This is a genomic window from Lentzea sp. NPDC037011, assembly GCF_055607425.1.
In genome coordinates, this window is the sequence record NZ_JBVJRT010000017.1 from 74,741 (window position 1) to 99,554 (window position 24,814).

The 24,814-nt window shown below is 70.3% G+C and carries 25 protein-coding genes; 11 read left to right on the forward strand and 14 right to left on the reverse strand.

The features are described 5' to 3' along the window. Nucleotides 1–311 precede the first annotated feature (311 nt). From ACZ7CH_RS37085 to ACZ7CH_RS37095, 3 genes are all read right to left on the reverse strand, one after another. Nucleotides 312–1,565 carry an MFS transporter gene (locus ACZ7CH_RS37085; RefSeq protein ID WP_470376062.1) on the reverse strand — a complete coding sequence of 418 codons (1,254 nt, stop codon included), beginning with the start codon at nucleotides 1,563–1,565 and terminating at the stop codon, nucleotides 312–314. A gap of 339 nt (nucleotides 1,566–1,904) precedes the next feature. Then, nucleotides 1,905–2,579, reverse strand: a complete 675-nt coding sequence (locus tag ACZ7CH_RS37090; RefSeq protein ID WP_030469453.1) for a Crp/Fnr family transcriptional regulator — start codon at nucleotides 2,577–2,579, stop codon at nucleotides 1,905–1,907. 207 nt (nucleotides 2,580–2,786) lie between these two features. Further along, entirely contained in the window at nucleotides 2,787–3,026 is a 240-nt protein-coding gene (locus ACZ7CH_RS37095) for a hypothetical protein (RefSeq protein WP_109630982.1), read from the reverse strand. 136 nt (nucleotides 3,027–3,162) lie between these two features. Between ACZ7CH_RS37095 and nth the strand changes: the two genes are divergently transcribed. The 4 genes from nth to ACZ7CH_RS37115 are packed head-to-tail and all read left to right on the forward strand — an operon-like array spanning nucleotide 3,163 to nucleotide 6,316. Then, on the forward strand, nucleotides 3,163–3,870 hold the full coding sequence (nth, locus tag ACZ7CH_RS37100) for an endonuclease III (protein WP_360386595.1): 708 nt from the start codon (nucleotides 3,163–3,165) through the stop codon (nucleotides 3,868–3,870). Beyond that, nucleotides 3,867–4,430 (forward strand): TlpA family protein disulfide reductase, encoded by a 564-nt coding sequence (locus tag ACZ7CH_RS37105; protein ID WP_470376063.1) that lies wholly within the window; start codon nucleotides 3,867–3,869, stop codon nucleotides 4,428–4,430. The genes nth and ACZ7CH_RS37105 overlap by 4 nt, the downstream gene beginning before the upstream one ends. Further along, entirely contained in the window at nucleotides 4,427–5,113 is a 687-nt protein-coding gene (locus tag ACZ7CH_RS37110) for an NUDIX hydrolase (RefSeq protein ID WP_470376064.1), read from the forward strand. Before ACZ7CH_RS37105 ends, ACZ7CH_RS37110 begins: the two co-directional genes overlap by 4 nt. A 15-nt stretch (nucleotides 5,114–5,128) precedes the next feature. Further along, nucleotides 5,129–6,316 carry a MarP family serine protease gene (locus tag ACZ7CH_RS37115; RefSeq protein WP_360385092.1) on the forward strand — a complete coding sequence of 396 codons (1,188 nt, stop codon included), beginning with the start codon at nucleotides 5,129–5,131 and terminating at the stop codon, nucleotides 6,314–6,316. Here the strand turns inward: ACZ7CH_RS37115 and ACZ7CH_RS37120 are convergent. Beyond that, the gene (locus ACZ7CH_RS37120) at nucleotides 6,249–6,992 is read right to left on the reverse strand and encodes a TetR/AcrR family transcriptional regulator (protein WP_470376065.1); all 744 of its coding nucleotides are present in this window, start codon (nucleotides 6,990–6,992) and stop codon (nucleotides 6,249–6,251) included. The two genes, ACZ7CH_RS37115 and ACZ7CH_RS37120, sit on opposite strands and share 68 nt — an antisense overlap. 72 nt (nucleotides 6,993–7,064) lie before the next feature. On the opposite strand from ACZ7CH_RS37120, the gene ACZ7CH_RS37125 reads away from it, so the two are divergent. Next, complete coding sequence (locus ACZ7CH_RS37125; RefSeq protein ID WP_470376066.1) at nucleotides 7,065–8,549, forward strand: FAD-dependent oxidoreductase; 1,485 nt, start codon at nucleotides 7,065–7,067, stop codon at nucleotides 8,547–8,549. Here ACZ7CH_RS37125 and ACZ7CH_RS37130 read toward each other — a convergent pair. The 4 genes from ACZ7CH_RS37130 to acs all read right to left on the reverse strand — a co-directional run bounded on the left by ACZ7CH_RS37130 (nucleotide 8,521) and on the right by acs (nucleotide 13,168). Next, nucleotides 8,521–9,438, reverse strand: a complete 918-nt coding sequence (locus ACZ7CH_RS37130) for an alpha/beta fold hydrolase (RefSeq protein ID WP_360386597.1) — start codon at nucleotides 9,436–9,438, stop codon at nucleotides 8,521–8,523. The genes ACZ7CH_RS37125 and ACZ7CH_RS37130 overlap by 29 nt on opposite strands. Next, a complete protein-coding gene (locus ACZ7CH_RS37135; RefSeq protein WP_360385098.1) occupies nucleotides 9,435–9,890 on the reverse strand; it encodes a phage holin family protein in 456 nt (151 codons plus the stop codon). The genes ACZ7CH_RS37130 and ACZ7CH_RS37135 overlap by 4 nt, the downstream gene beginning before the upstream one ends. Further along, on the reverse strand, nucleotides 9,887–11,053 hold the full coding sequence (gene nhaA / locus ACZ7CH_RS37140; protein ID WP_470376067.1) for a Na+/H+ antiporter NhaA: 1,167 nt from the start codon (nucleotides 11,051–11,053) through the stop codon (nucleotides 9,887–9,889). Before nhaA ends, ACZ7CH_RS37135 begins: the two co-directional genes overlap by 4 nt. Before the next feature lie 132 nt (nucleotides 11,054–11,185). Then, nucleotides 11,186–13,168, reverse strand: coding sequence for an acetate--CoA ligase (gene acs / locus ACZ7CH_RS37145; protein ID WP_470376068.1), 1,983 nt, complete (start codon nucleotides 13,166–13,168; stop codon nucleotides 11,186–11,188). 257 nt (nucleotides 13,169–13,425) lie between these two features. On the opposite strand from acs, the gene ACZ7CH_RS37150 reads away from it, so the two are divergent. Next, nucleotides 13,426–14,154 (forward strand): oxidoreductase, encoded by a 729-nt coding sequence (locus ACZ7CH_RS37150; protein WP_360385104.1) that lies wholly within the window; start codon nucleotides 13,426–13,428, stop codon nucleotides 14,152–14,154. Here the strand turns inward: ACZ7CH_RS37150 and kynU are convergent. Further along, nucleotides 14,144–15,244: a kynureninase gene (gene kynU, locus ACZ7CH_RS37155; RefSeq protein WP_470369633.1), complete on the reverse strand. Its 1,101-nt coding sequence runs from the start codon at nucleotides 15,242–15,244 to the stop codon at nucleotides 14,144–14,146. The two genes, ACZ7CH_RS37150 and kynU, sit on opposite strands and share 11 nt — an antisense overlap. Before the next feature lie 100 nt (nucleotides 15,245–15,344). On the opposite strand from kynU, the gene ACZ7CH_RS37160 reads away from it, so the two are divergent. Then, nucleotides 15,345–16,553: an RNA-guided endonuclease InsQ/TnpB family protein gene (locus ACZ7CH_RS37160; RefSeq protein ID WP_360385108.1), complete on the forward strand. Its 1,209-nt coding sequence runs from the start codon at nucleotides 15,345–15,347 to the stop codon at nucleotides 16,551–16,553. Between the two features lie 54 nt (nucleotides 16,554–16,607). Here the strand turns inward: ACZ7CH_RS37160 and ACZ7CH_RS37165 are convergent, their stop codons facing one another. Next, the gene (locus ACZ7CH_RS37165; protein WP_360385110.1) at nucleotides 16,608–17,423 is read right to left on the reverse strand and encodes a tryptophan 2,3-dioxygenase; all 816 of its coding nucleotides are present in this window, start codon (nucleotides 17,421–17,423) and stop codon (nucleotides 16,608–16,610) included. Nucleotides 17,424–17,529: 106 nt separating this feature from the next. Here ACZ7CH_RS37165 and ACZ7CH_RS37170 point away from each other — a divergent pair, with 106 nt between their 5' ends. Genes ACZ7CH_RS37170 through ACZ7CH_RS37180 form a run of 3 tightly spaced genes read left to right on the forward strand, consistent with a single transcriptional unit; the run spans nucleotide 17,530 to nucleotide 19,579 of the window. Then, nucleotides 17,530–17,970, forward strand: a complete 441-nt coding sequence (locus tag ACZ7CH_RS37170; protein WP_355559845.1) for an Lrp/AsnC family transcriptional regulator — start codon at nucleotides 17,530–17,532, stop codon at nucleotides 17,968–17,970. Nucleotides 17,971–18,008: 38 nt separating this feature from the next. Beyond that, nucleotides 18,009–18,443, forward strand: a complete 435-nt coding sequence (locus tag ACZ7CH_RS37175) for an RrF2 family transcriptional regulator (protein WP_360385112.1) — start codon at nucleotides 18,009–18,011, stop codon at nucleotides 18,441–18,443. 11 nt (nucleotides 18,444–18,454) lie between these two features. Continuing rightward, nucleotides 18,455–19,579, forward strand: coding sequence for a globin domain-containing protein (locus ACZ7CH_RS37180; protein WP_360385114.1), 1,125 nt, complete (start codon nucleotides 18,455–18,457; stop codon nucleotides 19,577–19,579). On the opposite strand, the gene ACZ7CH_RS37185 is transcribed toward ACZ7CH_RS37180, so the two are convergent. The 3 genes from ACZ7CH_RS37185 to ACZ7CH_RS37195 form a co-directional block, all read right to left on the reverse strand. After that, a complete protein-coding gene (locus tag ACZ7CH_RS37185) occupies nucleotides 19,568–20,479 on the reverse strand; it encodes an N-acetylmuramic acid 6-phosphate etherase (protein WP_470369632.1) in 912 nt (303 codons plus the stop codon). The genes ACZ7CH_RS37180 and ACZ7CH_RS37185 overlap by 12 nt on opposite strands. Beyond that, nucleotides 20,476–21,396: a MurR/RpiR family transcriptional regulator gene (locus ACZ7CH_RS37190; protein WP_360385118.1), complete on the reverse strand. Its 921-nt coding sequence runs from the start codon at nucleotides 21,394–21,396 to the stop codon at nucleotides 20,476–20,478. The genes ACZ7CH_RS37185 and ACZ7CH_RS37190 overlap by 4 nt, the downstream gene beginning before the upstream one ends. Before the next feature lie 72 nt (nucleotides 21,397–21,468). Then, nucleotides 21,469–21,915, reverse strand: a complete 447-nt coding sequence (locus ACZ7CH_RS37195; RefSeq protein ID WP_360385120.1) for a carboxymuconolactone decarboxylase family protein — start codon at nucleotides 21,913–21,915, stop codon at nucleotides 21,469–21,471. A gap of 50 nt (nucleotides 21,916–21,965) precedes the next feature. Between ACZ7CH_RS37195 and pdxR the strand changes: the two genes are divergently transcribed. Beyond that, complete coding sequence (gene pdxR / locus ACZ7CH_RS37200) at nucleotides 21,966–23,303, forward strand: MocR-like pyridoxine biosynthesis transcription factor PdxR (RefSeq protein ID WP_470376069.1); 1,338 nt, start codon at nucleotides 21,966–21,968, stop codon at nucleotides 23,301–23,303. Here pdxR and ACZ7CH_RS37205 read toward each other — a convergent pair. After that, nucleotides 23,286–24,809, reverse strand: a complete 1,524-nt coding sequence (locus ACZ7CH_RS37205; RefSeq protein ID WP_470376070.1) for a serine hydrolase domain-containing protein — start codon at nucleotides 24,807–24,809, stop codon at nucleotides 23,286–23,288. The two genes, pdxR and ACZ7CH_RS37205, sit on opposite strands and share 18 nt — an antisense overlap. Between the last annotated feature and the right edge of the window lie 5 nt (nucleotides 24,810–24,814).

Sequence of the window (24,814 nt, forward strand, 5' to 3'; positions counted from 1 at the left end):
CTGCCCCACCTCGCTCCGGCCTGCCTCGCTCCGGCCTGCCCGCCTGTTCCCGGCCTGCCCGTCCCCGTCCCCAGGCGTTCCCGGCCCGCCCGTCCCCGTCCCCAGGCGTTCCCGGCCCGCCCGTCCCCGGCCCGGGCGTCCCCGGCCTCGGCCTGCCCCGCCCCCGGCCCTGCCCGCCCCCGCGCAGCAGGCCCGCACCCTCACCCGGCCACCATCCGTCCCAACACCCCCCGAAATGCCGAAAGGCACGCCGTCCCCGGCGTGCCTCTCAACCACAACCTCCAGCCCCACTCCGGGGACCCGTCCACCCCTCAGCGGGCCACGAGCTCCATTTCCGACCGCGCCGGCAGCGCATCCCTGGCCGGAACCCCGCGCCGCACGGTCTCGCGCAGCGCCCACACGGCCGCGGCGATCAGCAGACCGGCCACGCCGGAGGCGAGGAACGCGGGCCGCGTGCCGAAGTGCTCGATCAGCTGACCGGACAGGCCCTGTCCGATGGCGAGGCCGACGGTCACCGAGGTGATCACCCAGCCGAACGCCTCCGCGGCCATGCCGCTGGGCGTGACCTGCTCGATCGCGGCGGAGTGCGCGGTCGACTGGGGCGTGATCAGGGTGCCGACCACGAACAGCGCCAGGCCCAGCCCCACCAGCGACGCGGGGATCGCGAGCAGCAGCGACAGCAGGCCGAAGCCGCCGAGCAGCACCGGCAGGCGCAGGTGCATCGGGCGCGGCCACGGGCGCATGCCGTAGAGCACGCCGAAGATCACCGAGCTGATCGACCACAGCGACAGCATCAGGCCGCCCATCGCGGCGTGGCCCGTCGCCTTCGCGAAGGCCGGCACCGCCACCTCGACGAAACCGATGGTCACGCCGAAGCCGAGCGCGGCCAGCGCCACCGTGCGCATGCCGGGGTAGGCGAACGCACCGAGCAGCGGCCGCGGGGCCTGGACGACCGGGCCCCACTCGCGCACGACCGGGTTGGTCGCGAACCACAGGGCGCCGACGACCATCAGCACCGAGCCGACGACCACGCCGGTGCCCGCCCAGGGCGCCGCCAGCAGCAGGCCCGCGAGACCCGGTCCGAGGATGAAGAAGACCTCCATCGAGATGGCCTCGTAGGCGTAGCCCGCCATCCGCGTCGGGCCGGCGGGGACCATCCGCTCCCACAGCGCCCGCGACGCCGAGCCCACCATCGGCTCGGTCGCGCCGACGCCGAGGGCCAGCGGGACCAGCAGGAGCACCGGCAGGCCGGCCTCGACAGCGATCACGGAGGCGGTCACGAAGAGGGTGAAGAGCGCGGTCACGGTCATCAGCGGGCGGGTGGGACCGAAGCGGTCCATCAACCGGCCCTGCACGACCGAGCCCATCGCCACGCCCACCAGCGCCGCCGCCGACACCAGACCGGCGACCGCGAACGAACCCGTGGCGCGCTCCACGTAGAGCAGCAGCGAGAGCCCGACCATCGCGATGGGGAGGCGGGCGAGCAGGGACGCGACCACGGGGCCGCGCATGCCGGGGGTCGTCAGGGCAGCACGGTAGTCGGACAGGCGGGCAGAGTGGGACATGTGTACCAGTATGACAAAGGTGGTACGGAAGTACCAGTTTGGGTGCGCGGTGTCACCACGGTTGCGGTTCGGTCACAGGAATGGGATGACCGGGTGAAAGATGCAGCCAAAACCACCCGAACGAGGTCCCTGAGGGTGAAAAGGCTTGAGTCCCACGGTAGGGGCCGTGCGAAAGTTGACTCGTCGATCGAAAGACCAACCTCCGGCCAGAGGGTCGGGGCCTGCGCGCCGGAGGGTGGGAAGGCACGGTTCGTCGGGGGATGGGCCGTGCAGCACAAAGGACCGGTGCGCCATGTCGGGGGTGGCGCCCGGTCCTTTGTCCGTCGAACTGCTGAAGTCCTAGCGTGCGCGGCGCGCCAGGCGCTCCGGGTCCAGGATCAGCACGCTCTTGCCCTCCAGTCGCAGCCACCCGCGGTGCGCGAAGTCGGCCAGGGCCTTGTTCACGGTCTCGCGGGACGCGCCGACGAACTGGGCGATCTCCTCCTGCGTCAGGTCGTGCGTGACGCGGAGCAGACCGGCCTCCTGCGAGCCGAAGCGCTGCGCGAGCTGCAGCAACGCCTTGGCGACGCGGCCGGGCACGTCCGTGAAGATCAGGTCGGCCAGCATCGAGTTCGTCCTGCGCAGCCTGCGGGCCAGTGCCCTCAGCAGCTGCTCGGCGATCTCCGGCCGGTTGGTGATCCACTGACGGAGCGCGGGGCGGTCCATGGACACCGCGCGCACCTCGGTCACCGTCGTCGCGGTCGACGTGCGGGGGCCGGGGTCGAAAATGGACAGTTCGCCGAACATGTCGGAGGGCCCGAAGATCCCCAACAGGTTCTCGCGGCCGTCCGGCGACTTGCGGCCGATCTTCACCTTGCCGGACTGGATGATGTACAGGCGGTCGCCCGGCTCACCCTCCGCGAAGATCACATGGCCACGCGGGAACTCCACCGTCTCCAGGGTCTGCGCCAGCGCCTCTGCGGCTGCCGGGTCAACTCCCTGGAAGATGCCCGCTCGCGCCAGGGTCTCGTCCACCTCGTCCCTCCTAATCGACGCGACGGCACGCCTACCACCATCTTTGGTGGAGTCAGCGCCGTGCCGCCGATCACTGCGTTGCAGTCTAAGGGCTGTGTAGTGGATCGCCGTTCGGCTCGCCGTCTCGCTGGGAACAACTCGACTGACTCGATCCAGAGCCCAACGAACCAGTCTACGCCATTCGGGTGCCTGGTCGGCACCCGCCCGCTAGCGGACGCGCTTGCGCACGCTGCCGCGACCGCGGCGGCGCAGGCGGAACAGCTCCAGCGCGCGACCGATGCCGTGTCCGTAGAGCGCCTTGACCTCGTCGGGCCGGGCGGACTCCAGGAACTCCTCGACCTCGTTCTCCTGCACGGCCACGTGCCGGAGCTTCGCTTCCACGCGCTCCATGAAGAGCGCGAAGAACATGATCACGATCGGGACGACGATCACAAACCAGGCAGTCATGATGCTCCGCAGTCTGGCGCATGGGGGATTCGAGCACGGATCTAGGGGGTGGTCGCGGCGTGTTGACTACTCTGGATCAGTGCCCGCAACCAAGAAACCGGAAACCAAACTCGGCCTGACCCGCAGGGCCCGCCGGATGGTGCGCACGCTTGCCGAGGGATATCCCGACGCCCACTGCGAGCTGGACTTCACCACGCCGCTCGAACTGGTCGTGGCAGTCGTGCTGTCCGCGCAGTGCACCGACAAGAAGGTCAACGAGGTCACTCCCGCGCTCTTCGCGAAGTACCCGACGGCCGCCGACTACGCCGGAGCCGACCGGGTGGAACTCGAGGAGATGATCCGCCCCACCGGCTTCTACCGGAACAAGGCGTCATCCCTCCTGGGTCTCGGTGCCGCTCTCGTGGAGCAGCACGACGGTGTGGTTCCCGGCAGCATGGAGGAGCTGGTCAAGCTCCCCGGTGTAGGACGCAAGACGGCCAACGTGGTTCTCGGCAACGCCTTCGATGTGCCGGGGCTCACAGTCGACACCCACTTCGGCCGGCTCGTGCGCCGCTGGGGGTGGACCGAGGAGGAGGACGCGGTCAAGGTCGAGTACGCGATCGGTGAGCTGATCGAGAAGCGCGACTGGACCATGGCCTCGCACTGGATCGTCTTCCACGGCCGCCGCGTGTGCCACGCCAAGACCCCCGCGTGCGGGGCCTGCCTGCTGATGAAGGACTGCCCGTCGTACGGCCTGGGTCCCGAGGACCCGGTGAAGGCCGCGAAGCTCGTGAAGGGCGACGAGAAGCCGCACCTGGTCGAGCTCGCCGAGCGGGTGCGGGCCGGTGAGAAGCTGGTGGGGTGAACAACCGCACCCGCTGGCTGGTCCTCGTGCTCGTCCTCGGCGTCGCCGGGGTCGTCGCGCTGTGGCCGCGCGATGACGCGCGGGAGCAGCCCGTCCGGTCGAACCGCCCGCCGCAGGACGTGGTGGCGTTGCGCGCGCAGGCCCAGCTGCGGCCGTGCGTGCCGGGCGGTGCGGGCGGCGTCGGCGTGACGTGCCTGCGCGACGGCACCCGGACGGACCTCGCGCTCAAGGGCCCGCTCCTGATCAACTTCTGGGCGACCTGGTGCCAGCCGTGCCAGAAGGAGCTTCCGGTGCTGGACGCCTACGCGGAGCAACCGAACGCCGTCCCGGTCGTCCCAGTTCTCGTGGAGAGCACCGAGGCCGACGGCCTGGAGCTGCTCGCCAAGCTGGGCGTGCGGCTGCCGTCGGTCCACGACGGGGCGGACGAGCTGCGCAAGCGGGTGAAGGCGCCGATCACGTTGCCGGCCACGTATTACATATCAGCGGACGGCGCGGTCCGGTTGATCACGGACCCGCCGGTGTTCACGGCGCCGGAACAGGTGGAGAAGGCGGTGCGATGAGCGAGGCGACCGAGCTGGGAGCAACCGGGCTGGGAGCGACCGAGCTGCCGGACTGGATGCAGCGGCTCGTCAAGGCGACCGAGGAGATCGACGCCACGGCGTTCACCCGGATCAAGCCCCCCGCGTCCGGCGGCAGGCCCGCGGCGGTGCTCATGCTCTTCGGCGACAACGCCGACCACGGCCCGGACGTCCTGCTGCTGCGCCGCTCGGACACGCTGGGCTCGCACCCCGGTCAGGTCGCGTTCCCCGGCGGGGCCGCCGACCCGACCGACGACGGACCCGTGGCCACCGCATTACGCGAGGCTTACGAGGAGACAGGTGTACTTGGGACAGGAGTGAGACCACTGGTCGTGATGCCGGAGCTGTACGTGCCGGTGTCCGGTTTCGTGGTCACCCCCGTGCTCGCCTACTGGGAACAGCCGAGCCCCGTCGCCCCCGTCGACCCGGCCGAGACCGCCGCCGTCGCACGGGTGCCGGTCGCACACCTCGCCAACCCCGCCAACAGGTTCCGGGTGCGCCACCCCGCGGGCTACGTCGGAGCGGCCTTCTCCGCGCCGGGCATGCTGGTGTGGGGCTTCACCGCGGGACTGCTGAACGGCCTGATCGCACTCGGTGGCTGGGAACAGCCGTGGGATGCGACCGATGTGCGCGACCTTGAACTAGCGTTGCGCGCTACACAGTGAGGCGGAGGTAGTCGGTTGAACTGGGTTGACCTGCTCGTGCTGGGCCTTGCCGCGATCGCCGCGGTGTCGGGGGCCAGGCAGGGCATGGTCGTCGCGCTGCCCGCGTTCGTCGGTGTGCTCGTCGGCCTGATCCTCGGCACCCAGATCGCACCGATGCTCGTGTCCCAGTTCGAGAACGTGGTGACCAAGGTCGTCTTCGCGGTGGGCATCGTCGTCCTGCTGGTGGCGCTCGGCGAGACGATCGGCGTCTACATCGGCCGGACGATCAAGGCGCGGGTCAACGCCTCCCCGTTGCGCGGCGCGGACAACGCGCTGGGCGCCATCGTGCAGGGCATCGTCGTCTTCGTCGTGGCCTGGATGATCGCCCTGCCGCTGACCTCGGTCGCGGGCCTGCCCGACCTGACCGCGTCGCTGCGCAACTCGGTGATCCTCGGCAAGGTCAACGAGACCATGCCGCAGGCCGCTCGCGTGCTGTCCGACGACCTGCAGAAGCTGTTCGACGTCTCCGGCTTCCCGCAGGCGATGGACCCGTTCAACCGCACCCCGCTGAAGGACGTCAGCCCGCCCGACCAGGCGCTGGCGAGCTCCCCGGTGGTGAACCGGCTGAAGTCCTCGGTGCTGAAGGTCCGCGGCCGTGCCCCGTCCTGCTCCCGCGCGCTGGAGGGCACCGGTTTCGTGATCGCCCCCGAGCGCGTCATGACCAACGCCCACGTCGTCGCCGGCACCAACGAGGTGACGGTCGAGGTCGGCCGCGGCCAGTTCGACGCCACCGTCGTCCTCTACGACCCCAAGGTCGACGTCGCCATCCTCGCGGTCCCCGACCTGGAGGCCGCGCCGCTGCAGTTCCGCTCCGACGAGGTGCAGGCCGGTGAGGACGGCATCGTGCTGGGCTACCCCCTCGACGGCCCCTACCTCGCCAAGTCCGCCCGCGTCCGCGAACGCATCCCGCTGCTGCGCGGCCCGGACATCTACGACGCGCAGACCGTGACCCGCGACGTCTACACCGTCCGCGCCGAGGTCCGCTCCGGCAACTCCGGCGGCCCCCTGGTCGACCCGAACGGCCGGGTGATGGGCGTGGTGTTCGGCGCGGCGGTCGACGACCCAGAGACCGGGTTCGTGCTCACGGCGCAGCAGGTCAAGGAAATTGTGCAGAAGGCTCCGACGCTGACCCGGCGGGCCTCCACGCAAGGTTGTGCCTCGTAGCGATCCCGTCGAGCACGTAGCCGAGGCCGATCTCGAACCTGTGCGCGGGATCGGTGTCACTCGACTCGTGCATGACCCTGGCGAGCGTCGGGAACCGGCCGGTGGCGAGCATCCGCTGCATGTAGGGGCCGGACGCGCGCTGCCACTGCTCCTCGGTCATGCCGCTGGACCGTTCCGCGCGCAGTTCGGTGATCTCGCCGCGGACGGCCCCGAAGACGTACGCCATCACCGCGCCGACCGCGCCGAGCACCTGGTCGATGTCGTCGAACCGGACCGTGGCGAGCGTGGTCTCCAGGTGCGTGAGCGCGTTCGGGCCCTGGTGCGGGCGGTTGCTGAGCAGGTCGATGAACCACTCGTGCCGCTTCGTCGCGTCCCGGATGCCGTGCGCGACGTGCCACAGCCCCTCGCGCCAGCCGGCCGATGACGGCGGCGGCGTGATCTCGCCGTAGACCTCGTCGACCATGAGGTCGAGCAGTTCGTCCTTGGTCTCCACGTAGCCGTACAGGCGCATCGGGCCGGCGTTGAGGGCGGCGGCGACCTTGCGGAACGACACCTCGTCGAGCCCGCCCGCGTCGGCGAGCCTGATCGCGGCGCTCACGATCAGGTCCCTGCTCAACGGGGTCGGCGACGACTTGCCGGGCGGCTCCGGCCGCTCCCACACGGGTTCGTTCGACATCGGACTGGACAATACAGCGTCTCTTGCCGATACAGTGTATTGACAGATACGGCGTATCGGAGGGTGGGTGTGATGAGGACGCAGGTCGTGGTGGTCGGGGGCGGGCTGGCGGGTACCTCGGCCGCGTTGTTCCTGGCGTGGCGCGGGGTGGACGTGGTGCTCGTCGAGAAGCACCCCGGCAGCTCACCGCACCCGCGGGCGGTCGGTTTCAACGCGCGGGTCGGTGAGCTGCTGCGGGCGGTCGGCATGGGGGACGAGCTGCCGCGCAGCCGGATGACCAGGGGTTTCGGCGTGCGGCGGGTGCGGGCGGAGAGCCTGGTTGGGAAGAAGTACGACGAGACGTTCTGGACGCCACCGGCTCAGCTCACGGACGTCGAGCACTCGCCGGTCAGGGGCGTCGGCGCGGCGCAGGACGTGATGGAGCCGATCCTGCGCGACAAGGCGCGCGCGTTCGGCGCGGACATCCGGATGAGCACCCGGATGCTGGAGTTCTCCCAGGACGACGACGGCGTCACGGCGGTCGTGCAGGGTGACGGGGAGCCGTACGAGATCCGCGCCGACTACCTCGTCGCGGCCGACGGCCACCGCAGCCCGATCCGCGAACAGCTCGGCATCACCCGCACCGGTCGCGGATACATGCACACGTCGCGCAGCGTCTTGTTCCGCGCACCGCTGGACGAGTACCTGAAGGACGGCATCGGCCAGTTCGTGATCGACGACGTCGGCTTCCTCACGACCTACGGCGACGGCCGCTGGGTGCTGATGCTCGACGACCGCGAGTACACCGAGCCGGAGCTGCGGCAGAAGGTCTTCCAGGCCATCGGCCGCGACGACCTCGACGTCGAGGTCATCACCACCGGCCGGTGGACCATCAGCGCGAACGTCGCCGACCGGTTCAGCCGGGGCAGGGTCTTCCTCGCCGGCGACGCCGCGCACACGTTGCCGCCCAGCCGCGGCGGGTTCGGGGCGAACGTCGGCATCGAGGACGCGCACAACCTCGCCTGGAAGCTCGCCGCCGTGCTGGACGGCACGTCACGACCGTCCCTGCTGGACACCTACGACGCGGAACGGCGGCCCGTCGCGACCCTGTGCCACCAGCAGATCTTCGCGCGCAACGACGGCCACAACCGCGGCGGTGAGCCGGAGGACGCGCCGCTGTACGACAACGACGCCATGCACTTCGGCGTGCTCTACCGCTCGGCGGCGGTGCTCGGGGCGGGCGAGGAACTGCCGCCGGCCCGGCTCCCCGAGCAGTGGAACGGCCAGCCCGGCACGCGCGCCCCGCACCTGTGGATCGAGCCGGGGAAGTCCACGTTGGACCTGTTCCAACGCGGCTGGGTGCTGGTGGCGAACGACCCGCTGTGGGCGGACGCGGCCGAACCGCTGGGCGTGCGGTACGAACCCGTCGAGGCGCTCGACGCGTTCGGGCTGTCCGGCAAGGGCGCGTCGCTCGTCCGCCCGGACGGCTACATCGCCTGGCGCGCGACCGAGCTGCCGGACGACCCGGCGGCGGAGCTGGCGGCGGCGTTCAGGACGACCTCTGCAGGAACTCGGTGAGCAGGCGGCTCGTGGTGTGCGGCGCCTCCTGGTTCGGGAAGTGCCCCACCTCGGGCAGCGAGCGGAACTCCGAGCCGGGACCGAGCCACGGCAGGGACGCGCGGGCTGTGGACTCCAGCACCACCGCGTCCAGCTCGCCGTGGATCTGGAGCACCGGCACCGGCAACGGCTTGTCGACCGCCTCGGCGAAGCGGCGGCCGTCGCCGCGCAGCTGGGACCGCACGGCCCAGCGGTAGTACTCCATCGCGCTGTGCGCCACGCCCTGCACGAGCATCGCCTGCCGGCAGCGGCGGACGACCTCGTCGAACTCCGGTGCCGACCGGTACTTCGGGCCCGACCACGCCGACAGCAGCTTGGCCACCTGCAGGCCGTTCTCCCTGGTCAGCAGGCGTTCCGGGTAGAGCGGGAGCTGGAACTGCAGCACGTGCCGGTTCAGCCGGCCCGGTCGGCGGAACGTGCGGCGCAACGCCAGCGGGTGCGGGGCCGACAGCGCGGACACCGACGACACCAGCCGCGGGTGCATGGCGCCGGCCGTCCACGCCAGCAGGCCGCCCCACGCGTGACCCACCAGGTGCGCGCGGGGGGCGCCGAGCGCCTTGACCAGACCCGCGATGTCACCCGCGAGGGTGAACCCGTCGTACCCGCGCGGGGGTTTGTCCGAGTCGCCGTAGCCGCGCAGGTCGACGGCCACGGCGCGGTAGCCGGCCTCGGCGAGCGCGGTCAGCTGGTGCCGCCACGACCACCAGAACTCGGGGAACCCGTGCAGCAGCAGCACGAGGGGTCCCTCGCCGAGCTCGGCGACGTGCAGGCGGATGCCGTTGGCCGAGACGTCGCGGTGCGTCCACGGCCCCGCGACCCGCACCACCGACGGGTCGGGTTTGCGGCTCAGTTGTCGTCGCCCCTGCCGTGAGAGTCACGGTTGCGCAGTGCGGCCACGGTGTCCTTGGCCGCCGCGATCGACCGCTCCGGCGCCCTGATCTTGCGGACCTTCCGGTAGCCGAGGAACGCGAACAGCCCCGCGGTGACGAGCATCAGCAGGAAGGTCAGCCCGAAGCCGGCCCAGGCGTACCAGCCGAACCACTCGGTGAACCCGAAGCCGAGCGCCATGAACAAGAAGAACAGGCTGAACAGCAGCACCGTCAGCGCGACGATGAAGAAAACACTGCCCCTGAGCGCCTTCTTGACCTCGGCGGCGAGCTCGCCCTTCGCGAGCTCGACCTCTGCTCTGACCAAAGTCGACACGTGCGCGGTCGCGTCGCGGACCAGGCCGCCGATCGAGGCCTCGGCCGCGGGGTCGTCAGCGGTCAGCGGAATCGACGCGATGTGCTCCCTGGTGGTCACCCGGACATGGTGCCATGCGCCCGGCTCCGGCGAATGAGCAACACCGCCGCGAGCAGCGACGCGATCATCGAGGCGAGCAGGACGGCGGCCTTCGCGGTCTCCGGTTCCGGCAGCGACAGCTCCGCGATCAGCAGGCTGACGGTGAACCCGACCCCGCCCAGCGTCGCCACCGCCACGATGTCGCGCGGCCCCGCCCCGGCCGGCCAGACCGCCGCCTTGAACCACACCGCGAGCGCCGACGCCCCCACGATCCCGATCACCTTGCCGACGACGAGCCCGACCACCACACCGATCGCGATCTTGTCCTCGAAGAGCTTGCCGAACGCCTCCGCGCCGACCGGCACACCCGCCGCGAACAGCGCGAACACCGGTACCGCCACGCCCGCCGACCACGGCTGCAACCGGTGTTCGAGGCGCACGGCCGGTGCGTGCTGCTCGTACGGGTCGCGCTTGACCCGCGTCAGCAGCGCGAGCGAGACACCGGCGATCGTGGCGTGGATGCCCGACTCGTGCATGAACCACCAGGTGGCCAGCGCGATCGGCACGTACAGCAACGGCGTGGTGATCCTCTTGTGCTGGAGGAACCAGTACAGCGCCAGCAGCGCCACCACGGCACCCGCCGCCAGCAGGTTGAACTGCGCCGTGAACAGGACCGCGATCACCACGATCGCGCCCAGGTCGTCGACCACCGCGAGCGAGAGCAGGAAGACCCGCAGGCTCGACGGCAGTCCCGACGCCGTCAGCGCGAGCACCCCGAGCGCGAACGCGATGTCCGTCGCCACCGGGATCGCCCACGCCTTCTCGATCCCCGGCTGCCCCCACCCGATCGACAACGCGATCAGCGCCGGCACGACCATGCCGCCGACCGCCGCGATGATCGGCAGGGCCGCGGCCTTGATGTTCGAGAGCTCGCCGACGACGAGCTCGCGCTTGAGCTCAAGGCCGGCCACGAAGAAGAAGACGGCCAGCAGACCGTCCTTGGCCCAGTCGCCGACGGACAACGGCCCGAGGTGCAGGTCGCGCAGCCCGAAGTAGGCGGGTGCCCACGGCGAGTTGGCCCACAGCAGGGCGATCGCGGTGGCGCCGAGCAGAACGGTGCCACCGACGGTCTCGGTGCGGAGGTAACGGGCGAACTCGGCGACGACGGCCTTTTTGCGCGACACGGGGCTCCCAGGGCGGTCTGCGGGCACGACAAATCCTCGTGCCGACCAGACTTCCCGGCTCACCCTGCCGCAACCTTAACGCGAACGGGCGTCCCCCGAAGAGGACGCCCGTCACGTTTGCCCAGATCAGTGTCAGTCCTCCGACTTGCCCGACTGCAGGCCCGCCGAGATCAGGTCCATCACCGACGAGTCCGCGAGCGTCGTCACGTCGCCGACCGCGCGGTTCTCCGCCACGTCGCGCAGCAGGCGGCGCATGATCTTGCCCGAGCGCGTCTTCGGCAGCTCCGGCACGACCATGATCTGCCGCGGCTTCGCGATCGGGCCGATCTCCTTGGCCACGTGGTCGCGCAGCGCCTTGATCGCCTCCGCGCCACCGGCGTCGGCACCCGCGCCACCGCGCAGGATCACGAACGCCACGATGCCCTGGCCGGTCGTGTCGTCGGATGCGCCGACGACCGCGGCCTCGGCCACGGTCGGGTGCGACACGAGCGCCGACTCGACCTCGGTGGTCGAGATGCGGTGGCCCGACACGTTCATCACGTCGTCGACGCGGCCGAGCAGCCACAGGTCGCCGTCGGCGTCGTACTTGGCACCGTCACCGGCGAAGTAGTAGCCCTGGTCCTTGAAGCGCGACCAGTACGTGTCGCGGTAGCGCTCGTCGTCGCCCCAGATGCCGCGCAGCATCGACGGCCACGGCTCGTCGAGCACCAGGTAGCCACCGCCGCCGTGCTCGACCTCGACACCCTCGTCGTTGACGACCTTCGCGCCGATGCCGGGCAGCGGGCGCTGCGCGGAACCGGGCTTGGTCGCGACGACACCGGGCAGCGGCGAGATCATGATCGCGCCGGTCTCGGTCTGCCACCACGTGTCCACGATCGGCGCCTTGCCGCCACCGACGTTCTCGCGGTACCACATCCACGCCTCGGGGTTGATCGGCTCGCCGACCGAGCCCAGCACCCGCAGCGACGACAGGTCGTACCTGGCCGGGATGTCCGCGCCCCACTTCATGAAGGTGCGGATCAGCGTCGGCGCCGTGTAGTAGATGGAGACGCCGTACTTCTGCACGATGTCCCAGTGCCGGCCCTCGTCCGGGGTGTTCGGCGTGCCCTCGTAGACGACCTGCGTCACGCGGTTCGACAGCGGTCCGTAGACGATGTAGCTGTGGCCGGTGACCCAGCCGATGTCCGCGGTGCACCAGTAGACGTCGGTGTCCGGCTTGAGGTCGAACACGTTGTGGTGCGTGTACGACGCCTGCGTGAGGTAGCCGCCGGACGTGTGCAGGATGCCCTTCGGCTTCCCCGTGGTGCCCGAGGTGTAGAGGATGAAGAGCGGGTGCTCGGAGTCGAACGCCTCCGGGGTGTGCTGGTCGGACTGCGCGTCCACCAGCTCGTGCCACCACACGTCCCTGTCGGTCCACGCGACCTCGGTGTCGGTGCGCTTGACGACGACGACCTTCTCCACCGACGGCGCGCCCGCGACGGCCTCGTCGACGGCCGGCTTGAGCGGGGCCGGGTTGCCGCGGCGGTACTGGCCGTCGGTCGTGATGACGAGCCGGGCCTCGGAGTCCTGGATGCGGGTGCGCAGCGCCTCGGCGGAGAAGCCGCCGAACACGACGTTGTGCAACGCGCCGACGCGGGCGCAGGCGAGCATCGCGAAGATCGCCTCGGGGATCATCGGCATGTAGATCGCGACGCGGTCCTGCGCGCCGATGCCCAGCGAGGTCAACGCGTTCGCGGCCTTGGAGACCTCGCGCTGCAGCTCGGCGTAGGTGATGGTGCGGGAGTCGCCGGGCTCGCCCTCCCAGTGGATCGCGACCTGCTCGCCGTGGCCGGACTCGACGTGGCGGTCGACGCAGTTGTAGGCGACGTTGAGCTTGCCGCCCACGAACCACTTCGCGAACGGCGCGTCCGACCAGTCGAGCACCTGGTCCCACTTCGTGTCCCAGTGCAGCCGTTCCGCCTGCTTCGCCCAGAACGCCTCGCGGTCGGCCTTCGCCTCCTCGTACAGCGCGGGCTGTGCGTTCGCCTGTGCCGCGAACTCGTCGGAAGGCGGGAACGTCCTGCTCTCCGTGAGCAGGTTGTCCAGGGCGTTGCCCTGGCCTGGCGACTGCGTCATGGTGCGAGACCTCCTGGAAAGTCCAGACCTGTTCGGGATGCGGGTACTGACCGTAGTGCGAGCCAGCTCACTCCAACAGGCTCCTCCCCTGAAAGGTTCAGACCAATCTTGGGAGGTTGGTTACACGGCTGTCACTGTGTAACCCGTTTTGTCTGGTCCAGGCACGTGTGGCGCGTTGAACGGGCGAAGTTGCGCGCTCAACGGTCGCCCAGTGAGCTGGGTCACGCGTTTCACCTGGTCAGGTACTCTGCGCGACCGTGACCGATCCCCTCGCCCCGCTGCTTTCCCTGCCCGGTGTCGCAGACGCCGCGAACGCGGCCAAGGACGCCGTTTTCCAGGTGCACCGCCATCGGGTGAACCTGCGCGGCTGGGCCACGACCGCGGCCGAGGCGTCCGTCCGCGCGGCACGGGCGTCGGCGGCGCTGGAGGGCGGCCCGACCGAGATCCCGGAGTCCGGCGAGGTCTCCGACCCGGTGCTCGCGGGCTCGCTGCGGATCGCGGAGGCGCTCGGCGGCCTGGTCGCCGTCTGGCAGCGCGCACCGCTGCAGGCGCTGGCGCGGCTGCACGTCCTCGCCGCGGCGGACCTGACCCCGGAGGTCGGCCGGCCGCGCGTCGCACAGGACGTGTCGCAGCGGCTCGACCTGCTCGGCTCGCTCGTCACCGGCGGCACCTCGGTGCCCGCGCCCGTGCTCGTCGCGGTCGTGCACGGCGAACTGCTCGGCCTGGCCCCGTTCGACGTCGCGAACGGCGTGGTGGCCCGCGCCGCCGCCCGGCTGACGTCGATCTCCACCGGCCTCGACCCCAAGGGCCTCGGCGTGCCGGAGGTGGCGTGCCTGCGCCGGTCGGCGGAGTACGAGGCGGCGTCCGTGGCGTTCGCGTCGGGCGAACTGGAGGGCCTGGCGCAGTGGATCCTGTTCGTGTGCTCGTCGCTGGAGGCGGGCGCCCGCGAGGCCAGGAGCATCGCGGACGCCGCGCTCACCGGATGACGTCGGCCAGGACCTCGGCGGCCCGCACCGCGTCCTCGTCGGTCACGTAGAGCGGCGCGAACCCGAACCGCAGGACGTCCGGCGGCCGGTGGTCGCCGATGACACCTCGCGCGATCAGCTCGTCCATCACGGCCTTGGCGTCCGGGCAGCGCACGGAGATCTGGTTGCCGCGCCGCTCCGGCGTGATCACCTCCAGGTCCGTGAGCTCCTCGACCCGCTCGCGGAACACCGCGGTGAGCCGGAGCCCGCGCTCGCGCAGCTCGGCGAGGTCCACGTCGTCCCACACGTCCAGTGCCGCGTCGAGCGCCAGCATCGACAGGATGTCCGGCGTGCCGACCCGTGCCCGCGCGATGCCCGGATCGGGCTCGTAGGACGACTTCATGCCGAACGGCTCGCGGTGCCCGTTCCACCCCGACAGCGGGTTCTCGAACGTGGCCTGCTTCGCGTGCGGCACGTAGATGAACGCCGGCGAGCCGGGCCCGCCGTTGAGGAACTTGTAGGTGCAGCCGACCGCGAAGTCGACTTGGAGCTCGTCCAAGGCGATCGGCAGCACGCCCGCGCTGTGGCAGAGGTCCCACACCACCTGCGCGCCGGCCGCGTGCACCTGCTCGGTGAGCGCCTTCATGTCGTGCAGCTCGCCGGTGCGGTAGTCGACCTGGTTGAGCAACACCACCGCGGTGTCCCCGGTGAGGTCCAAAGAGGACGGATGTGCGGCCCGGACCTTGAGGCCCGTCAACGAGGCCACGGACTCCGCGATGTAACCGTCGGTCGGGAACGTCGCCTCGTCGACCACGACCTCGCCGCGCTCGGTGCCCTTCACCGCACCCATCAACGCCTTGAACACGTTGACCGACGTGGAGTCGCCGACCACGACCTGCCCCGGTGCGGCCCCGACCAGCCGGCCGATCCGGTCACCGATCCGTTGCGGCGCCTCCCACCAGCCCTCGGACCACGACCGGATCAGCCGCGTTCCCCACTGGTGCGCAACGACCTCCTGCATCCGGGCGGCGACGTGCCTCGGCGGTGCGCCGAGGGAGTTGCCGTCGAGGTAGATGACGCCTTCGGGGAGGTCGAACAGCTCACGCTTCACTGAGGTCTCCAAAGCAGAAGCCCGATTGGTTCGGGAAGGTGGGGTCCGGGCAACCATCCGGATCGTCTCCCGCTGTGACGAATGCAGTACGCTGTGTTTCGTGCGAACGGCGTACAAGTGCCGGGCGTATCCGAGTGCAGAACAGATCACCGGGCTGGTCCGCACCTTCGGGTGTGTCCGCCTGGTGTGGAACAAGACTTTGAGCGAACGGCAGAGCCGTTACCGTCTGCATGGCGCTTCCACCTCGTATCGAGAAACCGATGCTGCTTTGACCCGGTGGAAACGCACTGAGGAGCTGGCCTTCCTGAGTGAGGTGTCCTCCGTTCCGTTGCAGCAAACCCTGCGTCACCAACATGCGGCATTCGCGAACTTCTTCGCGGGACGCGCCCGTCGTCCGAGGTTCAAGTCTCGAACCGGTCGTCAGAGTGCGCACTACACCCGGTCGGCGTTCCGCATGCGCGAAGGTGTCCTGACCCTGGCGAAGACCAACGCGTCCTTGGCATTCGTCTGGTCGTACGACGAGGTGGACTTGGCCACTCTCGATCCCACGACGGTGGTGGTCTCTCGAGATTCCGATGACCGCTGGTATGTGACATTCGCAGTCGAGGCGGATGTGCGCGCACCTGTCGCGTCGACGGTGTGCGAGGTCGGTGTTGATCTCGGCGTCACGAACTTCCTGGTGACCAGTGACGGCGAGCGGATCGCCAATCCGCGGCATTTCGCCCACAAGGCGCGGAACTTGGCCCGGTACCAACGCCGGATGGCTCGGTGTCGGCCCGGCAGCAACAACAGGCGCAAGGCGAAGGTCAAAGTCGCTCGTGCTCATGGCAAAGTCCGCGACAGTCGCAAAGATTTCCTGCACCGCACCACGACCGCACTTGTGCGCAAAGCCGCTCTGATCGCCATCGAGGACCTGTCGATCGGAAACCTGATGCGCAACCGCCGGCTTTCCCGCGCTATCGCCGACGCGGGCTGGGGCGAGTTTCGGAGACAGCTGGAGTACAAGTGCCAACGTGCCGGCCGCACGTTGGTGGTGATCAACCGTTGGTACCCGTCCAGCAAGACCTGTTCCACCTGTGGTCACCGGCTCGTCGAGCTGGAGCTTTCCACCCGGCACTGGACGTGCCCGACCTGTCGCACCCGGCACGACCGGGACCACAACGCGGCGAAGAACATCCTTGCGGCTGGTCGAGCCGTAGCCCGGGCAACGCCGGGCGATGCCTGCGGAGCTGATGTCAGACGGCAAGGGGTTTCCCCTCCGCGATCAGCGGTGAAACAGGAAGCCCGTGCCGCGAGGCACAGCGCTTGAGCGCTGTCCGCCTCACGGCGGGTGGGAGTCCGCGTCCTTGGGACGAGGGCGAAGTCAAACGTAGCTCCTCGCGGTCCACAGCTCCGGGAACACCGCTCGTTGGGTGCGCTTCTCCAGCCATGCAACACCGGCGGACCCGCCCGTGCCCACCTTCGCGCCCATCGAACGGCGGGTCGCGAGCAGGTGGTCGTAGCGCCAGCGCGCGAACTCCTCCGCGATGTCGGTCAGCGCCTCGCCGAGCTCCAGCAGGTCGCGGTCGTCGCCGCGGTAGATCGCCGCCCACACCTGCTCCACCTCGGCGGACGGCTCGTAGGCCTTGGTGAGGTCGCGGTCGAGCACCTCGGCGGGGATGCCGAAACCGCGGCGCTTCAAGGCCGCGAGCACGTCGTCGTAGAGCGACGGCTTCGACAGCGACTCCTCCAGCTGCGCGTGCATCGCGGGCACGGCGCGGTGCGGCACGAGCATCGACGCCGACTTCTCGCCGAGCAGGAACTCCACCTCGCGGTACATGCCGGACTGGAAGCCGGAGCCCTCGCCCAAGGCGTCGCGGAAGGAGTTGAACTCGGTCGGCGTCATCCGCGCGATCGGGCGCCACGCCGCGGACAGCGCCTGCAGGTGCAGGTCGGAGCGGCGCAGCGTGCGCACGGCAGCGCGCAGGTCGTCGGCGCGCAGCTCGGTCTGGGCCTGGCGCCACTCGAAGCAGAGCAGGCCGAAGTACAGCTCCATCACCTGCGTGATGACCAGGAACGACATCTCACGGGGATCTTTGGACCACTGCTGTTGAAGGGTGTGCAGCACCGACGCGTGCACGTAGTCCTCGTACGGCGTGGTGCCGCCGAAATCCAGCTTGGGGGACACGGGGCAGCTCATGCCCTCAATCCTGGCTCGAAGAGCGCGTCACCTGAATGGGCGTCGAAAGGCGTTCGGCAGAAATCTCTGCCAATCGCAAAGTGGAGAGCCGAGTAGCTTTGCGTTCATGTTGGATGACGTGGACAAGGCCCTGTTGGAGGCGCTCCAAGAGGATGCGCGCCTGTCGTACAACGAGCTGGCGCGGCGGGTGCACGTGTCGCCGCCGACGGTCGCTCAGCGCGTGCGGCGGTTGGAGAACATGGGTGCGATCACCGGCTATCGCGCCGTGGTCGACCCGACTGTCGTGGGGCGTCCGGTCGTCGCGTTGGTGCGCATGAAGTGCTACGGGCCGCGGTGCATCACCGTGCACCCCGAGCTGCTGGACGACCTGCCGGAGGTCGTGGAGGTCGTGCGGCTCACCGGTGACATCTGCTCGGTGGTGAAGGTCGTCACCACGTCCATCCTTGAGCTGGAACGCCTGCTGGTCCGGTTGGCGTCGCACGGTGAGACGTCCAGCGCAATGGTGCTGTCCACGCCGATCCCGTGGCGTCCGGTACTGCCGGGATAAGTGGAATCTCAGATTCAAATTAAGCTAGCCTCGGTCGGGTGAGGCTGACGAAGAGCACGGACATCGCGCTGCGGATCGTGATGAGGCTTGCCGTTGTGGACGGCTCGGAGCACCCGACCACACGGGACGTCGCCGCGGTCATGGGCGTGCAGTACACCCATGCGGCGAAGGTCGTGGCGCAGCTGCAGCACCTCGGTGTCGTGGAGGCGCGACGCGGCCGGGGCGGTGGCCTGACGCTCACCGCGCAGGGCCGGGCCGTGTCGATCGGCCGGCTGATGCGCGAGCTGGAAGGCGTCGGGGACGTCGTGGACTGCGAGGGCGAGCTGCGGTGCCCGCTCAGCTCGGCCTGCCGGTTGCGCCACGCCCTGCGCCAGGCGCAGGAGGCGTTCTACGCCTCGCTCGACCCGTTGTCCGTCGGAGACCTCGTCGCCCGGCCCACCGGTCCGGTTCTGCTCAGCCTGGGGCTGAAGTGAGGAGCACGTCGATGCTGTCGGAGAAGTCCGCCGAGCTGGTCGAGGCCACGTTGCCCGCGGTCGGCGCCGCCATCGGCGAGATCAGCACGCTCTTCTACCGGCGCATGTTCGCCGAGCACCCGATCCTGCTGCGGGACGTGTTCAACCGCGGCAACCAGGCCAACGGCACCCAGGCCCAGGCGCTCGCCGGGTCGGTCGCGGCCTTCGCGTCCGGCCTGCTCGCCGGGCAGCGGCCCGACGCGATGCTGCGCCGCATCGCCCACAAGCACGTCTCGGTCGGCGTCACACCCGGTCAGTACGCGGTGGTGCACAAGCACCTCCTCGGTGCCGTCGCCGAGGTCCTGGCCGTGTCGGACGAGGTCGCCGCCGCCTGGAGCGAGGTCTACTGGCTGATGGCCGACACGCTGATCGGCCTGGAGCGGTTCCTGCCCACGGGCCAGCAGGACCACCGGGTGATCGCCCGCTTTCAGGAGACCGACGACGTGGTGACGTTCGTGGTCAGGCCGGTCGACGGGCCGGTGCCGGCGAGCCAGCCCGGTCAGTACGTGTCGGTGCAGGTCCCGCTGCCCGACGGTGCCCGGCAGATCCGCCAGTACAGCCTTTCCGGGCGCACCGACGACGCGTTGCAGTTCTCCGTGAAGCGCGACGGCGAGGTGTCGAACCACCTGCACGACCACGCGCCGGTGGGCAGCACGCTGCGGCTGAGCCAGCCGGCCGGTGACGTGACGCTCCAGCCCGGCGACGGCCCGGTGCTGCTCGCCTCGGCCGGCATCGGCTGCACGCCCATGATCTCGATGCTCGCCGAGCTCGCGGCCACCGGCTCACCGCGGCGGGTCATCGCCGTGCACGGCGACCGCGACCAGCTCAGCCACCCGTTCCGCGCCGGTCTCGGCCAGCTCGTGGCGAAGCTCGCCGACGGGCAGGCGCACGTCTTCTACGAGCGGCCGATCGGGGAGTGGCCGGCCGAGCGGACCGGGTTCGTCGACCTGAGCGGCATCGAGGTCCCGCCGGACACGACCGCGTACCTGTGCGGGCCGGTGCCGTTCCTGCGCGCGGTGCGGGCCCAGCTCCTCGTCGCAGGTGTCACCGACGTCCACTACGAGGTGTTCGGGCCGGACCTCGTGTCAGCCGGCTAGCCGGTCCAGCGCGTCGCGGACGTGGCCCTTGCTGTCCTCCAGCGCGGCGGCCGCCCGTTCGGTCGGCACCCCGGACAGCAGGTGCACCAGCGCGACCTTGAGGTCACCGGACGAGTCCACGAGCGCCTTCTCGCAGGCGTTCTCGGGCAGTCCGGTGGCCTCGTGCAGAATCCGGATCGTCCGCCCGCGCAGCTTGGCGTTGGTGGCGCGCATGCTGACCATCAGGTTCGAGTAGGTGCGACCGAGCTTGACCATCACCGCCGTCGAGAACGAGGTCAGCACCAGCTTCTGCGCCGAACCCGCCTTCATCCGCGTCGACCCGGCGATCGCCTCCTGCCCGGTGTCGAGCGCGACCAGCACGTCCGGTGTGATCGGCACGGCGGCGTTGTTGGAGATCAGCACCGTGTGGGCGCCGAGCGCCTGCGCCTCCTGCAGCGCACCGATCACGAACGGCGTGCGCCCGGACGCCGTGATGCCCACGACCAGGTCCCCGGCGGTGGCGTGGCGGCGGATCTGGGCGGCACCGGAGTGGTCCTCGACCTCCTCGACCGCGCGGACCAGCGCCTCCGGTCCACCGGCGTGGTGGGCGACGAACCAGTCGGACGGCGCGTTGAACGTGGGCACCAGCTCGGCGGCGTCCAGCGTGGCCAGCCGGCCGGAGGTGCCGGCGCCGACGTAGTGCACCCGGCCGCCGGCCGAGATCGCGGCGACGCCGAGGTCGACCGCGCGCGCCAGCTCCGGCAGCACCGCGGCGACCGCGGCGGGGACCGTGCGGTCCTCGTCGTTGATCATCCGCAGCACGTCGATCGTGGGAACCCGGTCGATGTCGGCCGTGCGCGGGTTCCGCCCTTCGGTCGGAGACTCCACGTGCACCACCACACCGTTCCGGGGCGAGGTCATTTAGTCGTCTCCCGCGGCCGCCGGCGTCCGTCCGGTCTGGCTCCGAGCCGGTGGCCGGACACCGCCTCGTAGGTCGCCTCCAGCGCCGTCTTCGCCGTGTCCACGTGGTGCTGGGCGACACCGATGAACAGGCAGTCGATCACGGTCAGCTGGGCGATGCGGCTCGCCATCGCACCCGAGCGGAACGTGGTCTCGCGCGCCGCCGTGGTCAGCACGTGGTCGGAGACCTCGGTGATCGGCGAGCGCGGGAAGTTCGTCAGCGCCACGGTGGTGGCCCCGGTCTCGCGGGCCACCCGCAGCGCCTCGACGGTCTCCGAGGTGGAGCCGGTGTGCGAGATGCCCACCGCCACGTCCGCCTCGGTCAGCACCGCGGCCGAGGTCAGCGCGATGTGCGTGTCGTTCCACGCGAAGCAGGTCAGCCCGATGCGGTGCAGCTTCTGCTGGAGGTCGAACGCCACGAACGCGCTGGCGCCGAAGCCGTAGACGTCCACGCGGCGTGCGCCCGCGACGGCCTCGACGACCTTCGCGAGCGACTCCACGTCCAGCTGTTCCGCCGTCTCCTCGACGGCGCGGGCATCGGCGAACGCGACCTTGCCGACGACCTGGCGGAGGTCGTCGCCGGGGCCGATGTCGCCGCCCATGTCGTGGTTGGCCCTGGCCTGGCTGCGGGCGGTGTCCGCGGCCAGCGCGATGCGCAGCTCCGGGTAGCCGCCGACGCCGATGGCCTTGCAGAACCGCGTCACCGTGGTCTCGCTGGTGCCCGCCTGCTCGGCGACCTCGGTGATGCTGCGGTGAGCGACCGTGGCCGGGTTCTCCAGCACCACCTTGGCGACGCGCTGCTCGGCGCGCGCGAGACCCGGCAGCAACGACCGGATCTTCACCAGCGGACTGGACTCGGCACTGCTCTCAGTGGACACGTGGGAAACTTACTAACCGCCACCCCCAGGGTCAACGGAGTGTGTCCGAAAGTCACCCTCTCGGCCAGCCGTTCAGCGGACGTCGGGCTTCTTCCTGGTCGACACCGCGATCCGGTTCCACGAGTTGATCGTGAAGATGAGGGCGATGAGCTGCGCCAGCTCCTCCTCGTCGAAGTGCTGCGCTGCCCGCTCGTAGACCTCGTCGCTGACGTACTCGTGGCTGCTCAGGACGGTGATGGCCTCGGTGAGCCTCAGCGCGGCCTGCTCTTTTTCGGTGTAGACGTCGCCCGCCTCCTCCCACGCGTTGAGCAGGTAGATGCGGGCCTCGGTCTCACCGCCCTTCCGTGCGTCGACGGTGTGCATGTTGAGGCAGTAGGCGCAGTGGTTGAGCTGCGAGGCGCGGATGCGGACCAGCTCGGCGAGCTGCTCGTCGAGGCCCTCGCGGGCAGCGGCGTCGAGGGCGATCATGGCGCGGTAGACCTTCGGCGCCTTCTTGGCGAGGTCGATTCGGTTCGTCATGTGGACAAAACTAGGGCGCTCATTGGCCCTCGACATGGTGCAATCTGGTCGTGGAATCGTGGGCCAATCTTGACTTCCACCTCGACCTGTCCGGTCCGGGTGGGGTGCGGCAGCGGTTGACGGCGTCGCTGCGGGACGCGGTCCGGTCCGCGCGCCTGCCACCGGGAACGCGGCTGCCGGCCTCCCGCTCGCTCGCCGCCGACCTGGGGATCGCGCGCAACACCGTGGCCGAGGCGTACGCCGAGCTGGTGGCCGAAGGCTGGCTGACCGCTCGGCAGGGCTCGGGAACCGTTGTCGCGCAACGGGTCGCGCCGCCGCCGCAGGTGGTGCGCCGGGTCGTCGCCGACGACGTGCGGTACGACCTGACCGTCAGCACGCCCGACATCACCGAGTTCCCGCGGGCGGAGTGGGTCCGCTCGACGCGGCGGGCGCTGATGGCGGCACCGGCGGAGGCGTTCGGGCCCGGCGACCCGCAGGGGCGGATCGAGCTGCGGACGGCGCTCGCGGAGTACCTGGCGCGGGCGCGGGGCGTGCGGGCCGACCCGGAGCGGATCGTGGTGTGCTCCGGCTTCGGCGGCGCCGTGCAGATCTTCGACCGGCTGCTGGCGCCGCCGGTGGTCGTGGAGGAGTACGGGCTGGGGTTCCACCGGTCGCTGTGGACGTCGACCGTGCCGTTGGCGGTGGACGACCACGGCGCGAACACCGAACAACTGCCCGACGAGCTGCGCACCTGCGTTCTGACGCCCGCGCACCAGTTCCCGTTGGGCGGCCCTTTGCACCCACGGCGGCGCGCGTCGGCGGTGGAGTGGGCACGGCGCGTGAACGGGCTTGTGCTGGAAGACGACTACGACGGCGAGTTCCGCTACGACCGGCAGCCCGTCGGAGCGGTGCAGGGCCTCGACCCCGAGCACGTGGTCTACCTGGGGACGTCCAGCAAGGCGCTCACACCCGCGTTGCGGATCGCGTGGATGGTGCTGCCGGACCGGTTCGTCGACCCGGTGCTCGCGCTGAAGACCAGCCGCGAGCAGCACATCAGCATGCTGGACCAGCTGACGCTGGCCGACTTCCTGGCGTCCGGGTCGTACGACAGCCATGTGCGCCGGATGCGGTTGAAGTACCAGCGGCGGCGCGCCCGGCTCGTGGAGGCCGTCTCGCCGTACGTGGAGATCTCCGGCATCGCGGCCGGGATGCACGCCGTGCTGGACACCCCGCACGAGACGGCCATCGTGCAGAAGGCGCGCGACCTGGGCGTGAAGGTCAGTCCGCTGTCGTGGTTCCGGCATCCGTCGAGCACCGACGACCGGACCGGGGTGGTCATGAGCTTCGGAGCGCCCGCGTTCCCACGGGCGCTCGACACGTTCGCCTCGGCGCTAGCGGCGTGCTGCTGACCAGCCCTCGGCGGTGACGTTGCCGCGTGCGTGGACGTAGACGCCACGGCCGTTGTACTGACCGGCCTTGGTGTAGACGAACCTCGTCTTCTTCTGTTCTGTGGCAATCCATCGGCGCTCAGTGGTGGTGATCGTGCGGACGTCCTGCCACGCCGTGCCGTCCCAGTGCTGGACGGTCAGGCTGTCGCCCTCGTCGACGTCCACGAACACCTCGACCGGGCGGTCCGCGGTGAGCGTGCCGCCGGAAGTCGTTGCCCGCCACTGCTTCCCACCCGACTGCACGGCGAGCGCACCGGCCAGCCCGTCGGCGACGGCGCGGCGAGCGGGGTTGACGCTGCCCCAGTCGCGGGACGGGTGCACGCGGTTCGTCAGCAGGATCGCGATGCTGCGCGAGGCCTTGTCGATCACGAACGACGTGCCCGTGTACCCGGTGTGCCCCGCGGTGCCGGGACCGCTCAACGCGCCCATGTACCAGCGCTGGTCGAGCTCGAAGCCGAGGCCGTGGGCGTTGCCGGGGAACTGCGGGGTGAAGTTCGTGAGCATCAGCTCGACGGAGTGCTCGCTGAGGATGCGCCGGCCGTCGTACGTGCCGCCGTTGAGGATCGTCTGACCGAGGACGGCGAGGTCCCGGGCCGTGCTGAACACGCCGGCGTGACCGGCCACTCCGCCGAGGGACCACGCGTTCTCGTCGTGCACCTCACCGCGGACGATGCCGCGCGGCGGGGAGACCTGGAACTCCGTGGCGGCCGTGCGGTCCTTGTCCCGCGGGTTGTAGCCGGTGTCCGCCATGCCGAGCGGCCGGGTGATGCCGTCGCGCACGGCCTCGTCGAGCCTCTTGCCGCTGACCCGGTGGACCAGCTCGCCGAGCGTGATCAGGTTCAGGTCGGAGTACACGTACGTGCTGCCGGGCGTGGACTTCGGCTGCACGTCCATGACGCCCTTGATGCGGCTCGGGACGTCCGGGAACCGCGACCACAGCGGGATGAACGGCTCCAGGCCGCTCGTGTGGGTGAGCAGCTGCTTGACGGTGATGTCCTGCTTGCCGTTCACGCCGAACTCGGGCAGGTAGTGCGCCACCCGCTGGTCGATGTCGACCCGGCCCCGCTCGACCTGCTGGATCACCGCGATCGACGTGAAGAGCTTCGAGATCGAGGCCAGGTCGAAGATCGTGTCCTTGCGCATCGCGACCCGGTCGGCCTCCGGCAGCTCGGTCTGCTGGTCCCGGTAGAGGACGGCGTACCCGGTGCGGTCGTGCGTGACGACCTTGCCGTCGTGCACGTACAGCGTGACGGCGCCGGGGAACAGCGGCTTGCCGTTCGCCTGCGGCCGGGTGAAGTCGCGGACCTGGCGCAGGGCGGTGTTGATCGGCTCCGGGTCGAGGTGCGCCCAGTACGGGTTGGACGGGCGCAGCGTCGTCCGCTCGTGCGCGAAACCGTCCTGCGGCTGGTCGAAGTGGCCGGGGATGGCGACCGTCACGAGTGCGACGGCCAGTGCGGGGATGAGCATGGCGT